General features: G+C 67.3%; 13 protein-coding genes and 2 pseudogenes. 9 read left to right on the top strand and 6 right to left on the bottom strand.

Annotation, left to right across the window (positions count from 1 at the left end; genetic code table 11):
* Positions 1–359, bottom strand: a pseudogene (locus tag QK444_RS18720) (SAM-dependent methyltransferase); the annotation flags it as partial.
* A gap of 283 nt (positions 360–642) precedes the next feature.
* Between QK444_RS18720 and rpsA the strand changes: the two are divergent.
* From rpsA to QK444_RS18705, 3 genes are all read left to right on the top strand, one after another.
* Complete coding sequence (gene rpsA, locus QK444_RS18715) at positions 643–2,103, top strand: 30S ribosomal protein S1 (RefSeq protein ID WP_143980399.1); 1,461 nt, start codon at positions 643–645, stop codon at positions 2,101–2,103.
* Between the two features lie 258 nt (positions 2,104–2,361).
* Positions 2,362–2,550 (top strand): hypothetical protein, encoded by a 189-nt coding sequence (locus tag QK444_RS18710; RefSeq protein ID WP_282782035.1) that lies wholly within the window; start codon positions 2,362–2,364, stop codon positions 2,548–2,550.
* Between the two features lie 28 nt (positions 2,551–2,578).
* Complete coding sequence (locus QK444_RS18705; RefSeq protein WP_282782034.1) at positions 2,579–2,875, top strand: hypothetical protein; 297 nt, start codon at positions 2,579–2,581, stop codon at positions 2,873–2,875.
* Between the two features lie 16 nt (positions 2,876–2,891).
* Here QK444_RS18705 and QK444_RS18700 read toward each other — a convergent pair whose 3' ends face one another.
* Entirely contained in the window at positions 2,892–3,104 is a 213-nt protein-coding gene (locus tag QK444_RS18700) for a hypothetical protein (protein ID WP_029929002.1), read from the bottom strand.
* A 290-nt stretch (positions 3,105–3,394) separates the two neighbouring features.
* Between QK444_RS18700 and coaE the strand changes: the two are divergent.
* Positions 3,395–4,330, top strand: a pseudogene (gene coaE, locus QK444_RS18695) (dephospho-CoA kinase); the annotation flags it as partial.
* A 129-nt stretch (positions 4,331–4,459) separates the two neighbouring features.
* On the opposite strand, the gene QK444_RS18690 reads toward coaE, so the two are convergent.
* Positions 4,460–4,984 carry a DUF402 domain-containing protein gene (locus QK444_RS18690; protein WP_282782031.1) on the bottom strand — a complete coding sequence of 175 codons (525 nt, stop codon included), beginning with the start codon at positions 4,982–4,984 and terminating at the stop codon, positions 4,460–4,462.
* A gap of 171 nt (positions 4,985–5,155) precedes the next feature.
* Here QK444_RS18690 and QK444_RS18685 point away from each other — a divergent pair, with 171 nt between their 5' ends.
* Positions 5,156–5,596, top strand: coding sequence for a hypothetical protein (locus tag QK444_RS18685; protein ID WP_282782029.1), 441 nt, complete (start codon positions 5,156–5,158; stop codon positions 5,594–5,596).
* A 77-nt stretch (positions 5,597–5,673) separates the two neighbouring features.
* On the opposite strand, the gene QK444_RS18680 is transcribed toward QK444_RS18685, so the two are convergent.
* Positions 5,674–7,719, bottom strand: a complete 2,046-nt coding sequence (locus QK444_RS18680) for an ATP-binding protein (protein WP_282782027.1) — start codon at positions 7,717–7,719, stop codon at positions 5,674–5,676.
* 315 nt (positions 7,720–8,034) lie between these two features.
* Between QK444_RS18680 and uvrB the strand changes: the two genes are divergently transcribed.
* On the top strand, positions 8,035–10,200 hold the full coding sequence (gene uvrB, locus QK444_RS18675) for an excinuclease ABC subunit UvrB (protein WP_282782026.1): 2,166 nt from the start codon (positions 8,035–8,037) through the stop codon (positions 10,198–10,200).
* 35 nt (positions 10,201–10,235) lie between these two features.
* On the opposite strand, the gene QK444_RS18670 is transcribed toward uvrB, so the two are convergent.
* Positions 10,236–10,718 carry a VOC family protein gene (locus QK444_RS18670; RefSeq protein ID WP_282782024.1) on the bottom strand — a complete coding sequence of 161 codons (483 nt, stop codon included), beginning with the start codon at positions 10,716–10,718 and terminating at the stop codon, positions 10,236–10,238.
* Between the two features lie 59 nt (positions 10,719–10,777).
* Between QK444_RS18670 and QK444_RS18665 the strand changes: the two genes are divergently transcribed.
* The 3 genes from QK444_RS18665 (at position 10,778) to QK444_RS18655 (ending at position 13,251) form a co-directional block, all read left to right on the top strand.
* Positions 10,778–11,860 (top strand): DUF6597 domain-containing transcriptional factor, encoded by a 1,083-nt coding sequence (locus QK444_RS18665; protein WP_282782023.1) that lies wholly within the window; start codon positions 10,778–10,780, stop codon positions 11,858–11,860.
* A 75-nt stretch (positions 11,861–11,935) separates the two neighbouring features.
* Positions 11,936–12,352: a DoxX family protein gene (locus tag QK444_RS18660; RefSeq protein ID WP_029928988.1), complete on the top strand. Its 417-nt coding sequence runs from the start codon at positions 11,936–11,938 to the stop codon at positions 12,350–12,352.
* A 446-nt stretch (positions 12,353–12,798) separates the two neighbouring features.
* Entirely contained in the window at positions 12,799–13,251 is a 453-nt protein-coding gene (locus QK444_RS18655; RefSeq protein ID WP_029928987.1) for a universal stress protein, read from the top strand.
* A gap of 191 nt (positions 13,252–13,442) precedes the next feature.
* On the opposite strand, the gene QK444_RS18650 is transcribed toward QK444_RS18655, so the two are convergent.
* Positions 13,443–14,521: ATP-binding domain-containing protein (locus QK444_RS18650; protein ID WP_282782020.1), on the bottom strand; the 1,079-nt coding region annotated here is incomplete at its 5' end.

Genomic DNA, 14,521 nt, shown 5'->3' with positions numbered 1-14,521 from the left:
CCGCGTGACAGATCGAGGCCCACCGGATGCGCGCCGTGCGCGGCCAGCCAGCGCGAGCACGGTGCGGACCCGCAGCCGATCTCCAGCACGCGCTTGCCGGTGATGTCGCCGAGCAGCCGCCAGTCACCCTCGTGCAGCCCCTCCGGACACCACACGAACTCCCCGGTCGGCGAGTCCACGCCGAGGAAGTCCGCGTGGGTATCGTGATACTGTCCGGCATCGGCGTCCCACCAGCGGCGGCTGGCGCGCTGGCTCGCCGCCGAGTCGATCTTGGCGCGGGTCACCCCCATGGTCCCGAGCAGGGCATTGGCCTCGGCGTGGCGGGCATCGTCGGGCAGCACGCGATGATCTTCGGACATGGCAGCACCCTATCGACCCGCGCGGGTAGACCCGTGTTTGCTTGGTGCAACTGACGTCGCGTACGCTGTTTTCCGCGAGTGTCTACTGTACTCGGATCGCAGGACCCGGGTATCGGCGGAGATTCGTGCTGTGAGTCCGCATGCTTTGAGTGCAGCGTTGTGCTCCGCCACAGCGACGCGCTGTGGCATGAGCCAACGTTAGTTCCATCGCTGTGTGTTCGCAGCAATACCGAAAGCCCACATGTCCACTACCGACCACAATCCGTCCGGAGCCTCCCAACACATGCCCACCACTGTCACCTCGCCGCAGGTAGCCGTCAACGACATCGGCTCTGCCGAGGACTTCCTCGCCGCTATCGACAAGACGATCAAGTACTTCAACGACGGCGATATCGTCGAAGGCACCATCGTCAAGGTCGACCGCGACGAGGTCCTTCTCGACATCGGTTACAAGACCGAAGGCGTCATCCCTTCCCGCGAACTGTCCATCAAGCACGATGTCGACCCGGCCGAGGTCGTTTCCGTGGGCGATGAGGTCGAGGCCCTCGTTCTCACCAAGGAGGACAAGGAAGGCCGCCTGATCCTGTCGAAGAAGCGTGCTCAGTACGAGCGGGCTTGGGGCACGATCGAAGAGCTCAAGGAGCGTGACGAGGCCGTCAAGGGCACCGTCATCGAGGTCGTCAAGGGCGGCCTGATCCTGGACATCGGTCTGCGCGGCTTCCTCCCGGCGTCGCTGGTCGAGATGCGCCGTGTCCGCGACCTCCAGCCGTACGTCGGCAAGGAGATCGAGGCCAAGATCATCGAGCTCGACAAGAACCGCAACAACGTGGTGCTGTCCCGTCGCGCCTGGCTGGAGCAGACCCAGTCCGAGGTCCGCTCCGAGTTCCTGCACCAGCTGCAGAAGGGTCAGGTCCGCAAGGGCGTCGTGTCCTCCATCGTCAACTTCGGTGCCTTCGTGGACCTGGGTGGCGTGGACGGTCTGGTGCACGTCTCCGAGCTGTCCTGGAAGCACATCGACCACCCGTCCGAGGTCGTCGAGGTCGGCAACGAGGTCACCGTCGAGGTGCTCGACGTGGACCTGGACCGCGAGCGTGTCTCCCTGTCGCTCAAGGCGACCCAGGAAGATCCGTGGCGTCAGTTCGCCCGCACCCACGCCATCGGCCAGATCGTGCCCGGCAAGGTCACCAAGCTGGTGCCGTTCGGCGCGTTCGTCCGCGTCGAAGAGGGCATCGAGGGCCTGGTGCACATCTCCGAGCTGGCCGAGCGCCACGTCGAGGTGCCGGACCAGGTCGTGGCCGTCGGCGACGACGCCATGGTCAAGGTCATCGACATCGACCTCGAGCGTCGCCGCATCTCGCTGTCGCTGAAGCAGGCCAACGAGGACTACTCCGCCGAGTTCGACCCGTCGAAGTACGGCATGGCCGACAGCTACGACGAGCAGGGCAACTACATCTTCCCCGAGGGCTTCGACCCCGAGACCAACGAATGGCTCGAGGGCTACGACAAGCAGCGCGAGGAGTGGGAGTCCCGCTACGCCGAGGCGGAGCGTCGCCACAAGATGCACACCGCTCAGATGGAGAAGATGGCCGCCGACGCCGCCGCCGAGGCCGCCAACGGTGGTTCGTCCAACTACTCCTCCGAGAGCGGCGCGCAGGCCGCGCAGACCAACGAGTCCGCCGGTGGCTCGCTGGCGAGCGATGCCCAGCTGGCCGCGCTGCGCGAGAAGCTGTCGGGCAACGCCTGATTCACCCCTGATGGTGTGAGCTGAGCTCAATGTCCCCCGGGTCCTGACGGACCCGGGGGACATTTTGCGTATTGAGGGCGGGCTGAGGATCTGGTGGTGCGTCGCGCTACTCCGCGCATTCGCGTTGTGGGGCGTCCGGCTATTCCGCAATCCAGCACCCACCTGCGGTAGTCTGGTAGTAGTCTTGCGGAATGGCGATAGCGTAGTACTTCGGGCTGGCAGTGATGCTGGCCAGAGCGGGGTATCGACCCCGACGATGTGTTCGACATTGTCGGCGCGTGGCTGGGTGGTGCGCGCCGGGTGCTGTGGGCACGTACCGACGCCGGTGAGCCGATGGCGATCTGGGGCCGAATTGTCGGTTCGGATTTCCATATATGCGGCGCGAATCGCCTCATCGGCGATCAGGTCGTGGAGTTCGAGAAATGGGAGGCAACCCGATATGACTGAACCGAACTACCCCACCACGGCCGAGGAAATGGTCGCGGTCGCGAACGAACTCGTCCATACCGACGAAGAGGTGGAATCGGCCGACCTACCGGTTACGCTCGGACAGGACACCGCAGCCGACCTCGTACCGCGGTCGATCAAGATCCCTGCGGAGCTGGATCGCCGCGCAACGCAGCGGGCGTTGCGCCTCGGGCTGTCGAAGTCGGCCTATATCCGGTCATTGATCGAGCGCGATCTGTTCGACTCCGCCGATCACGACCGGCCGGTGTCGGTCCTCGCCTCCGAGCTGGAACGGATTGCGGCGGAACTGAAGCGCACCGCTTAGCCACGGGCCGGTCGGCTCAGCTGGCGGTGGCGGGCACCCAGTGCGCGGCGGCCTCGGCGGAACGCTTGCGCATGGCCGCGAAGCTGTGGCGGGCGGGGCTGATCAGCATGGTCAGCCACGAACGGCGATGCTCGGCGAGAGCGGCTGCGACGGCGGGGATCTCGATGCAATGCACTGTGCCCGCCAGGCCCAGACGGTGGCGACCCGTCTGGATGTTTTTGGTGCCCACTGAACTTCCTTTGCTTGCGTGTAACCGGCCGGGTATCGCCTGCGGCGAACCTTAGCGGAACAAAAGTGTGCCGTATCGGATTTTCCGTGACATTCTCCCCGGCGTGTCGGAATGTTGCCGACGGGGGGTCGGGATTGATGGAAAATAGTTGCGGGCCGGTCTCGTAATTATCACGGAATGGGAAAACTCGGCGCGGGGAAGTGGAATTGCCGGTCCCCGTGGGTAATCCCCCTTTTCGGCTGGTAAGGCCCGCTGCGCGCCGATTGCGCGCCGGATGCGAGACTGGTCGAATGTTGCGAATCGGTCTCACCGGAGGCATGGGAGCGGGCAAGTCCACGGTGGCGCGCAGCCTCGTCGCACGGGGCGCGGTGCTGGTGGACAGCGATGTGATCGCCCGGGAGGTGGTAGCGCCGGGCACCGAGGGGCTGGCGGCCCTCGTGGACGCCTTCGGTTCCGATATCCTCGCCGCCGACGGCAGTCTGGACCGTCCGGCCTTGGCGGCCAAGGCATTCGCCAGCGATACGGCGCGGACCACGCTCAATTCCATCACCCATCCGCTGGTGGGTCGCCGCACCGCCGAACTGATCGCCGCCGCACCGGCGGACGCCATTGTGGTGCAGGATATTCCGCTACTCGTGGAAAACGGTCTGGCACCGTTCATGAATCTGGTGCTGATCGTGGACGCGGCCGAGGAGACCCGGGTGCACCGACTGGTGGAGTTCCGCGGGGTGGACGAGGCCGATGCGCGAGCCCGCATCGCCGCTCAGGCCACCGACGAGCAGCGTCGGGCCACCGCCGATGTGCTGCTGGACAACAATGGCGCGGAGGATGCCGTGATCGCCGCGGTGCACCGGCTCTGGGAGGAGCGACTGCTGCCCTTCGAGCGCAATCTGCGCACCCGGACGCCGGCGCTTCCAGTGGATCCGCCTGTGGTGGAGGCGAATCCGGAGTGGGGGGCGCAGGCGCGGCGCATCATCGCCCGCCTCGCCGTCGCCTGCGCCGCCGACGCCTCGGCCATCGACCACATCGGCCCGACCGCCGTGCCCGGCAAGCCCGCCGAGGACGTCATCGACATCCGGATCACGGTGGCAGGCCCGGCGGTGGCCGATGGGCTGCGGGATCGCCTGGCGGATATCGGTTTTCCCGTCGTCAGCGCGGCTCAGGTAGCGGAAGGTGAACGGCTGCACGCGAATGCGGATCCGGGCCGCCCGGCGCGGGTGCTGATCTCGGCCGCGGACTGAATCGGACGGCCCGGCTGCCGGCCGCGGCGTCGGCGGCCGGATGCGGCTCCGGCCGGCCCGGCCGAGTCGTCCGGTGCCACAGCCAGCTGAGGGGATGGCAGCGAGCCGAAGGGGTTACAGCCAGCTGAGCTTGATGCCCTGTGTACCCAGCCAGGCTTCGAAATCATGGCCGTGCCGGGCGATTCCGTCGATGGTCGACGTGGCGATCTCGACGGCCCGCTGCGCCCGATCCAGGTCCAGATAGCCGGCCGCGTGGGCGGCGAGCAGTTCGTCCACGTCGAGCAGTTCCACCTCGCGTCCGGTGCGCACCACCAGATCGAGGTAGTGGTCCACCGACTTCCACTTCGTCGGCTCCACCTGACTGAATTCGCCGATGTCCACGTAGTAGTCCTGATCGCGCAGATGGGCCGGGGTGAAGTGGAACACCGTGGCGCGCAGGGACAGCTTCGGCAGCAGCCAGGATTCGATGTAGTGGAATTCGGGATGGTCGGAGGTACGGGCCATGTACAGCCCCCAGGGCTCCACGTGGTAACGCTCGACGCTCCGCACGAAGCCTTTGGGGTCGATATTGGTGAGTTCGTCGACGTTGAAGTACTCCACCTTCGGTCGGTGCAGGTCCACCGTGGGCGCCTGGGTCATGCACTCAGCATCGCTGTTCGCGTGGAGATCGTCCAGGGGAGTGTGGGTCGCGTCGCTCGCGGCGTGAGATTTCCCGCAGCGATTTCTGGGAAAACCCGATCTGAAACATATCTGTTTCGATACTGTGCGGCTAGCTCACACCGGTGAGCGGTAGGACAAGGGAAGCAGAGTATGAACGCACAGGGGACCCGCGCGCGGCGGGTAGGCATGGGACTGACCACCTTCGGCGCCGTGGCCGCGACCATCGTGCTGGCCGCGCCCCAGGCCGGAGCGTGGGTCGGCAATCTCGAGGTGTCCGGCAAGGACCACAAGGTCGGCTGCACCTATACGCTCACCGCCTCGGTCGAGGTGGATCGGTTGAGCTCGGTGAAGTTCTCCGACAACGGCAAGGAGATCCCGGGCAGCCCGGTCAGCCCGTCACTGCTCAGCAACAAGGTCAGCATCAAGTGGACCCCGCAGACCGCGGGCAGCCACCGACTGGAGGCCCGCCAGATCCTGATCAGCGATTCGATCACCGTGCAGGTGGCCGAATCCAGCGGCGGTTCCGGCAGCGCCTCGGGCAGTGGCTGCGGCGGCGGTCTGGGCGGCCTGCTCCCGAGCCTGTCCGGTTAGTCGGAGGTCTGGCAGTCCGGGAACGGGAGCCACTCGGTCCGATCAGTAGCGGGCCGGGTGGCTCCCGGCCTTCGCGGTCAACCGGCCCGCGCTCCCGACGCCGACACGTCGTCGTCACCCCGCATGGCGTAGACACGGTCGAGAAAGTCCCGGTGGGCCCGCAACGTCGAGTCCAGCAGTTCCCGCCAGGTGCGGCGGTCGATCCGATGATCGCTGGCCAGTGACGACAGCGCCGCCGGACGCAGCTTGTCGATATGGTCGACGATGAACGTCAGTCGGCGACGCGGGAACTGGGCGCCGATCCGGGGATTCTCCTCGAGGAAGGTGTCCAGCGCGTACAGGTAGTTGACCGCGCGGCTGTACTCCTCGTCGGTGAGGTGGTAGTCCATGCGCTTGATCTCCACGATCCACAGCTCACCGGAGTCGTGCAGCAGCACGAAGTCGGGTTCGCGTTTCTCGCTCCCGATGGAACTGGTGACCAGGGCGGTGCCGAACTTCTGCGCATACCAGCGTTCGAACGCCGAGCGCACCCGTTTGAGGGATTCGTTCATACCGAGCGGCGTCCACTCCGGTGCGAGCAGCCAGGGCGCGCTCTCGATGAGTTCCTGGAACGGGCGCTCCAGGGAACGGCGGTCGTCGATGAGCCCGCGCAGGCGATTCACCACCGCCACCCGCTCGCTGGCGATCTGGCCCAGCGAGTAGATCTCGGCGACCCGCGCCCGTTCGAACAGCGCCACGATCACATCGAGCTGCGCGTCGTCCTCGGCGATCTCCTTCAGCGTTTCCAGCAGGCTGCGCTGCGGCCCCAGGGAGAGCGCGAGCCGCACGATGGACTCCACATGCGACGGATCGTCCAACGCGGCACGGTCCTTGTGCGCCACCAGGATTCGCGCGGCGTCGAGCACCGCGTCCCGGAAGAGCCGGTCGCCGGGGGCGATCGCCGCCAAAGTCTCGTGGATGCGGGACTTCTCGACGAACTCGTCCCACACCCGCCGCCGGATCGACCGCTCGCCCAGGCGTCCGATCGTCTTGACCAGATCCCGGCCCCACGCCGCGAGCGCTTCCCCCCGCGGCGAATTCCACATGATGTCCTGGCGATCGGAGCGCACCAGATCCTCCTCGTCGTCGAGCCAGTCCACATGGATGGCGCCGACCAGATAGGAGCGCAGTTTGAACTCGCCGGTGAATCCGGCGGATATGCCGAAATCGCGGGTCTGGGCCACGATCTTGCCACGCGCGTAGATGCGCACCCCCGCCATGGCCTCGTCGCGGTAGGGCTGTTTGGAATAGGCGACCCAGCCCGATACCGGCAGGAACTGGCGGCCGACGCGGACGGGGCGTTGGCCCACGTCGATGCGGGTCTCGTCCATGACGTCCACGGGGAGCAGGCTGAGGGCGAAGCTCTGATCGGAGGCGGCGCTGTTGTACACCTCGACCCGCCAGTCCGGGCGCTCGATTCCGAAGCGGGCGGCCAGTTGCCGATTCAGCTCCGGCCCGGAGTTCACCCGCTTGCGGAAGAAGTCGCGCAACACCACCGTGGTCCCCCGCTGCTCGCTGAACGTGCCGTCGCGCGGACCGATCTGGGGAAAGTAGTCGCTCTCGGTGTCGGAGAGCATGTCGTAGAGGTCCAACACGAGGTGCGAGACCGGCCAACCCGCCGGGGTGCGGTCCCGCGGTGTGCTGCCCGCCGTGATCACCTCGATGGTGCGGCAGATGCCGAAGGCGGCGAGCTTGCCGATTCCCTTGCGGCCCATGACCGGGCGTCCGCGCTCGCGGGACAGGTCGGTGCCCGTGCGCAGGCGTCGATCGGAGCCGACCATGAGATAGTGCTCGTTCACCTCGGCGGCGGTCATGCCGTGGCCGTTGTCGCGCACCACGATCGCGTACTGCGGTTCCTCCGCCGCCCGGACCGTCCCCGCCAAGGTGACACCCCACGGCAGGGACACGTCGACGAGCGTGGCGTCGGCGTCGTAGGAGTTCGCGATGAGTTCGGCCAGCACGGCCGAAACGCGGTCGTAGAGTTTGATTCCCAGCTTGTCGATGGCGAGGCGGCTGATCCGCATCGTGTATTTGTGGTCGTCCGGAACGCACTCCCGGGCGGCCACATGTACCTCGTCGTACATGTTCCGGGCCCCAATCACCCCTCCGGCAGCCCGCTGTCGGCTACCCGTAACACGATCCAACGCGATCCGGTTGACCAGCGGTTTAACGCGGAAGGGCCAGGTCATAACGGCCTGGTCCCGCTACTGCTGCGCGGTTGCCCCCGGGGGCAACGGACCGGTCTCGGCGGGCCGCGCCGCCCTCCGCGGCGCGAGCATCGCGGAGTCGACATCGCGGTGGGTGAGGGGCGGCCGCGGCGGACGGACCGACGGCGGATTCGCCCCGGTCCGAGACCGCTCCGGCGGATTTTGTCGGTGGCTGGTTCTAGGCTGGTGAGCATGGCTTTCGCAACCGAGATCCCCGATGATCTGCCGCTGGCGCATTCGGAGTTCCGGCCCATCGGTGAGATCGAGCGGGCCGACGGGCGGTTTCAGGTGGTCAGCGAGCATCGGCCCGCCGGTGATCAGCCCGCGGCCATCGAGGAGTTGCAGCGGCGGATCAACTCGGGGGAGCACGATGTGGTGCTGCTGGGCGCCACGGGCACCGGCAAGTCGGCGACCACCGCGTGGCTGATCGAGCGGCTGCAACGACCGACGCTGGTGATGGCCCCGAACAAGACCCTCGCCGCGCAGTTGGCCAACGAGCTGCGGGACATGCTCCCGAACAACGCGGTCGAGTACTTCGTCTCGTACTACGACTACTACCAGCCCGAGGCGTACATCGCGCAGACCGATACGTATATCGAGAAGGACAGCTCCATCAACGACGATGTGGAGCGGCTGCGGCATTCGGCCACCTCCAGCCTGCTGTCGCGGCGCGATGTCGTGGTGGTGGCGTCGGTGTCGTGCATCTACGGCCTCGGTACCCCGCAGTCCTATCTGGACCGGTCCATCGAGCTCGAGGTGGGCGCCGAGGTGGATCGCGACCGGCTGCTGCGGCTGCTGGTGGACGTGCAGTACACGCGCAACGACATGTCCTTCACCCGCGGCACCTTCCGGGTGCGCGGGGACACCGTGGAGATCATCCCCTCCTACGAGGAACTCGCGGTGCGCATCGAGTTCTTCGGCGACGAGATCGAGGCGCTGTACTACCTGCACCCGCTCACCGGGGATGTGGTGCGGCAGGTGGACGTGGTGCGCATCTTCCCGGCCACCCACTATGTCGCCGGTCCCGAGCGCATGGAGCGCGCGGTGCGCGATATCGAGGTCGAACTCGACGAACGGCTGGCCGAACTGGAGAAGCAGGGCAAACTGCTGGAGGCGCAGCGGCTGCGCATGCGCACCCAGTACGACCTGGAGATGATCAAGCAGGTCGGCTTCTGCTCGGGGATCGAGAACTACTCCCGCCATATCGACGGCCGCCCCGCCGGGTCCGCGCCCGCCACCCTGCTCGACTACTTCCCGGACGACTTCCTGCTCGTCATCGACGAATCCCATGTCACCGTGCCGCAGATCGGCGGTATGTACGAGGGCGACATGTCGCGCAAGCGCAATCTCGTCGAATACGGCTTCCGGCTGCCATCGGCCATCGACAACCGGCCGCTCACCTGGGAGGAGTTCGCCGACCGCATCGGGCAGACCGTCTACCTGTCCGCCACCCCCGGTCCGTACGAATTGGGGCGCACCGGCGGCGAATTCGTGGAGCAGGTGATCCGCCCCACCGGGCTGGTGGATCCGCAGGTGGTGGTGAAGCCGACCAAGGGGCAGATCGACGATCTGGTGCACGAGATCCGGCTGCGCACCGAACGCGACGAGCGCGTCCTGGTCACCACGCTGACCAAGAAGATGGCCGAGGATCTCACCGATTATCTGCTCGGCCTGGGCGTCCGGGTGCGCTACCTGCACTCCGAGATCGACACGCTGCGGCGCGTGGAACTGCTGCGACAGTTGCGGCTCGGTGAATACGACGTGCTGGTCGGCATCAACCTGCTGCGCGAGGGGCTGGACCTGCCCGAGGTGTCGCTGGTCGCCATTCTCGACGCGGACAAGGAAGGCTTCCTGCGGTCGAGCACCTCGCTCATCCAGACCATCGGCCGCGCCGCCCGCAACGTCTCGGGTGAGGTGCACATGTACGCCGACAAGATCACCGACTCCATGCGCCAGGCCATCGACGAGACCGAACGCCGTCGCGCCAAGCAGATCGCCTACAACGAGGAGAACGGCATCGACCCGATGCCGTTGCGCAAGAAGATCGCCGACATCCTCGATCAGGTCTACCGCGAGGCCGAGGAGACCGAGGTCGAGGTCGGCGGTTCGGGTCGCAATGCCTCGCGCGGCCGCCGCGCCCAGGGCGAACCCGGTCGCGCCGTCTCGGCGGGCGTCTACGAGGGCCGCGATGTGAAGAATATGCCGCGCGCCGAACTGGCGGATCTGGTCAAGGAACTCACCGATCAGATGATGAACGCCGCCCGCGAACTGCAATTCGAACTCGCGGGCCGCCTCCGCGACGAGATCGCCGACCTCAAGAAGGAACTACGCGGTATGGACGCCGCCGGACTGTCGTGAGCGGCGGGGCGACCCCACCGCCGCCCGCTGTCGGCTCAGCCCTGTTGCGCCATCCACTCGTTCACGCGGCGTTCGGCCTCCTCTCGGGAGACGTTCTCGACCCGGGTCATGGCGACCCAGCGGTGACCGAAGGGGTCCATGATGCGGCTGAACCGCTCGCCGTTGACGAAGGTTTCCGGATCTTCGACCGCGCGGGCTCCGTGCTCGCGGGCGAGTTCCGCCACCGCGTCCACATCGGGGCAGTAGTGGACGACGCTGGAATGCACCCAGTCGGGTTCGGGGGCGCGCACGCCGTGGTCCGGCATGGGGACGCCGATCTGGAAGGTGGAGTCGCCGATCCGCAGTTCGGCATGCGCGGGCTGGCCGTCGGGGAGATCGTTGCGGGAGAGCAGCTCCGCGCCGAAGACCGCGGTGTAGAATTCGATGGCCTTGTTGCCGTCCGGGACCGCCAGGAAGCAGGAGATCGAATGGTAGCCCGGGGCAATGGGATTCACGGTGGGATTCACGCTGTCGCTCATGGGAACAACTCTCACCGCCCGACGCCGCCCCGGTCTTGTAAGAAGGCGACAGCGCTCCCATGAACGCCGACCCGTCCACCCACGCCGACCGACTTCCGCCCGCCCCGACCACGCCGCGGGCGGCCCGACCCGATGCCGCGAATCCACCGTCCGGATATCCCACCTCCGGTCCACCGGGACAACCCATCGGCGCGGCCGCCCCCGGTCCCGCCGATTCCACCGCCGGGCAGCAGGCCGCCCCCGCCGCTCGACCACGGCCCGGTGACTCGTCGACCGACGGTCCATCCGGGCGCTTCGCGCCGCGGCGGGTGCCCCCGCCCGAGACCGCGAAGGGCATTCTGCGGCCACGGGAGCAACTGCGGGTCTACAGCCATGAGCGGCTGGCGGCCGGGCCGGATGTGAGCCGGTATGTCGAGTGGTACTGGGCCGTGCGGTGGGATCGACGCGGGATGCCGCCCTACCACGCCGAGATTCTGTCCTATCCGGCCGTCAATATGACCTTCGAGCGCGAGCCCGGCCATCGCGGTGGTTTCGTCACCGGTGTCACCACCAGAAAGTACGTGCGCGAATTGGAGGGCGAGGGGGAGACATTCGGGGTGAAGTTCCGAGCGGGCGGGTTCGGCGCGTTCACCGGGATGGATGTCGGGGCTATCCGGGACACCGCGGTCGAGTTGACCGAGGTGCTGCCGGAGGCGGCCGGGCTCGCCGACAAGGTGCTCGCCGCCCCCACCCTCGAGGATCGCCGCCTGCTCGTGGAGGACTTCTTCACCGAGGTCGCGCAGCACCGAGCGATCGCCGACGATCCGGCGTACCGGCTGGTCCTGCGCATCGTCGACGCCATGGAGCACGACCCGGAGCTCACCCGGGTGGACCAGGTCGCCGACCGCTTCGACGTCCCCGTCCGCACCGTGCAGCGCCTGTTCCGCCGGTATGTGGGCGCGGGTCCGAAGTGGGTGTTGCGCCGCTACCGCCTCCAGGACGGGGCGCATCTGCTCACCCAGGGCCGCACCACCGACCTGGCCGCTCTCGCCGTGGAACTGGGCTACTTCGATCAGGCGCACTTCTGCAAGGAGTTCGCCGCGGAGATCGGTATGCCTCCGCTGGAATACGCGCGCGCCTCGCTAGCCTCCTCCCAGGAGTGAGCACATCCCACGGCTAGTTGGTTGCCATATCACCCGAACGGGTACCCGGCAGTCAACCCGACAGAGGAGCTGGCAATGGATGTTGTGGTGTTGATCGGACGGGTCCTGTTCGTCGTTCTCTTCCTCGGCTCGGGCATCGGGCATCTCACGCAGGCCGACGCCATGGCCGGATACGCGCAAGCCAAGGGCATCCCCTCGCCCAAGCTCGCGGTGGCGGGTTCGGGTGTCCTGATGCTGCTCGGCGCGCTCATGGTGCTGTTCGGCATCTTCGCGGACCTGGGTTCGCTGCTGCTGGTGCTGTTCCTGGTGCCGACCGCCTTCCTCATGCACGCCTTCTGGAAGGAAACCGACGCCACTGCCAAGCAGACCGAGATGATCCAGTTCAACAAGGACATCGCATTGGCGGGTGCGGCGCTCATGCTGTTCGCCTTCTTCGCCCATACTCCCGAACTCGGAATCACGGTGACCGAACCTCTTTTCAGCCTCGGCTGAGCGTGGCGGCGCGCTAGTATCGCAGCGCAATATCGTGTTCGACAGGGAGTGAAACGCATGGACCTCATCGGCTGGATTCTGGGGCTGTTCTGGGCCGATCACCGCCCGTGGCCCTGATCCACGAGCTGATCGCCCGGCCCGTCCGCCCCGGATCATCCGCGGCGGGCGGGCCGCTCCCTATCCGGGCCCACCGCTGTTTGTGACGAATATCCCACGGCCGCAATAACGTTCGGCTATTTCCGGCGGCGTCGGGATATAGGCGACAAGCGCTGGTAGCGCGGGTCGTGTCGCTGCGACACAGCGGAATGTGTGCTGATGCTGTGACGGCACACAAGTGTGATGTGCGGCGATATCGAAAAGTTCCGCCGGATATGCCGCTATTGTCAGGCGAAGTTGCCGTGACACCACGTATCGGTGTCCGCACCCGACTCACGTTGGAGGAGAGAATGACCGCCTACCGGAGCATTGTCGTCGGTACCGATGGCTCGAACTCGTCGTACGTCGCCGTCGAGCGGGCCGCGGCACTGGCCGGTGACGAGGGCGCCACCCTGTACATCGCCTGCGCGTACTACCCGACCGACGACCGGGATGTGGCCGCGGCCGCCGATGTGCTCAAGGACGAGGCCTACCAGGTGCGCGGCTCCGCGCCCACCAGCGAGATCCTGCGCATCGCCCGCGAGAAGGCCGTCGCCGCCGGTGCCGCCAATGTCGTCGAGAAGGCGGTCGTCGGCGAGCCGGTGGAATCGCTGCTGTCGCTGATGAAGGAGGTCGAGGCCGATCTGCTGGTCGTCGGCAACCGCGGCCTCAACACCATCACCGGCCGCCTGCTCGGTTCGGTGCCGTCGGATGTGGCGCGCAAGTCCCGCACCGACGTGCTGATCGTGCACACCGTGCGCTGAGCCGAGCCGCGGCGCGAAGCCCGAACATCGATCACGCGAGCGGCCCGTACCCGAGCGGTACGGGCCGCTCGTGGTTTCGGTTCCGCCGCGCTCGTGGTTTCGGTTCCGCCGGGGGAATCCGGTGTCGGCTCCGCCGGGTGCGTATCCGGTGTCGGCCCCGCCCGGGTGGTGTCGGATCCGCCGTGGGCGACTCAGGCGAGCCGGTGCAGCACCGGGGGCAGGTCCTCGGTGTGCACCACCGCCAGCCGCTGCGTCGCGCGAGTCAGAGCCACGTAGAGATCGTTCAGCCCGCGCGGTGATTCACCGAGCAGTCGACCGGGCTCGACCAGGATGACCGCGTCGAATTCCAGACCCTTCACATCGTGCACGGTCAGCACCCGCACCGAGTCGCCGCCCACCTCCGACAGGCCCGCCACCAGGTCGTGCGGTGCGATCACCGCCGTGGTGCCGGGACGTTCGGCCTCCGCCGCGACGAGCCGCTTCACCTCGTCGGCCAGTTCGGACGGCGCCACGCGCTGAGCTCCGGGGGCGAAACCGGAGTCGCGCACCGAGCGCGGCACGCTGGCCTCGGGGTCGATCTCGGCCAGCACATCCGCGGCCACCGCCATGATCTCGGCGGGGGTGCGGTAGTTGACGGTGAGTTCGGTGAGCTTCCACCGCCGCGCCACATACGGTTCCAGCACCTGCTGCCACGACGAGGCACCCGCCGGATCGCCGGTCTGCGCCACATCGCCGACCGCGGTGATCCAGCGATTCGGGATGCGGCGCATCACCATTCGCCACGCCATCTCCGAAAGCTCCTGCGCCTCATCGACAATGACATGCCCATAGGTCCAGGTGCGGTCGCCGGCGGCGCGTTCGGCGGTGGTCTCGCGGCGTCCCACCCGCTGCCGCTCGGCCAGCTGGCTGGCGTCGATCAGGTCGTAGGCCATCAGGATCTCGGGATCCAATTCGTCCTCGAGATCCTGCGGTGCCGAACCGGTGAGGATGTCGAGGGCATCCTGCGCCTCGGCCAATTGGGCGCGCCAGCGGCGGCGGGCGCGCTCGCGCTCCTCGGTGTCGTCCACACCGAGCAGTTCGGCCAGCTCGTCCAGGAGCGGTGCGTCGGCGGGGGAGAATTCGCCGCTGTCAGCGCGCCGCAGTTCCCGGTGGTCCTCCTCGGTGAGCTTTCCGGCGGCGCGGGTCAGGCGCTGGGGATCGGCCCACAGTCCGCCCAGTACCTCCTGCGGGGTGAGGATGGGCCACAGCCGCGCGATGGCCCGCTGGATCT

This window comes from Nocardia sp. CC201C (assembly GCF_030010695.1).
GTDB lineage: Bacteria > Actinomycetota > Actinomycetes > Mycobacteriales > Mycobacteriaceae > Nocardia > Nocardia otitidiscaviarum.
This window is presented reverse-complemented; position numbering and strand designations above follow the sequence as displayed.

Excerpts from the sequence above, each read along its gene's own strand:
- QK444_RS18655 (WP_029928987.1), top strand. The coding sequence starts at position 12,799 with ATGACCGCCTACCGGAGCATTGTCGTCGGTACCGATGGCTCGAACTCG.
- uvrB (WP_282782026.1), top strand. The coding sequence starts at position 8,035 with ATGGCTTTCGCAACCGAGATCCCCGATGATCTGCCGCTGGCGCATTCG.
- QK444_RS18660 (WP_029928988.1), top strand. The coding sequence starts at position 11,936 with ATGGATGTTGTGGTGTTGATCGGACGGGTCCTGTTCGTCGTTCTCTTC.
- QK444_RS18665 (WP_282782023.1), top strand. The coding sequence starts at position 10,778 with ATGAACGCCGACCCGTCCACCCACGCCGACCGACTTCCGCCCGCCCCG.
- QK444_RS18705 (WP_282782034.1), top strand. The coding sequence starts at position 2,579 with ATGGTCGCGGTCGCGAACGAACTCGTCCATACCGACGAAGAGGTGGAA.
- rpsA (WP_143980399.1), top strand. The coding sequence starts at position 643 with ATGCCCACCACTGTCACCTCGCCGCAGGTAGCCGTCAACGACATCGGC.
- QK444_RS18680 (WP_282782027.1), bottom strand. The coding sequence starts at position 7,719 with ATGTACGACGAGGTACATGTGGCCGCCCGGGAGTGCGTTCCGGACGAC.
- QK444_RS18685 (WP_282782029.1), top strand. The coding sequence starts at position 5,156 with ATGAACGCACAGGGGACCCGCGCGCGGCGGGTAGGCATGGGACTGACC.
- QK444_RS18690 (WP_282782031.1), bottom strand. The coding sequence starts at position 4,984 with ATGACCCAGGCGCCCACGGTGGACCTGCACCGACCGAAGGTGGAGTAC.
- QK444_RS18670 (WP_282782024.1), bottom strand. The coding sequence starts at position 10,718 with ATGAGCGACAGCGTGAATCCCACCGTGAATCCCATTGCCCCGGGCTAC.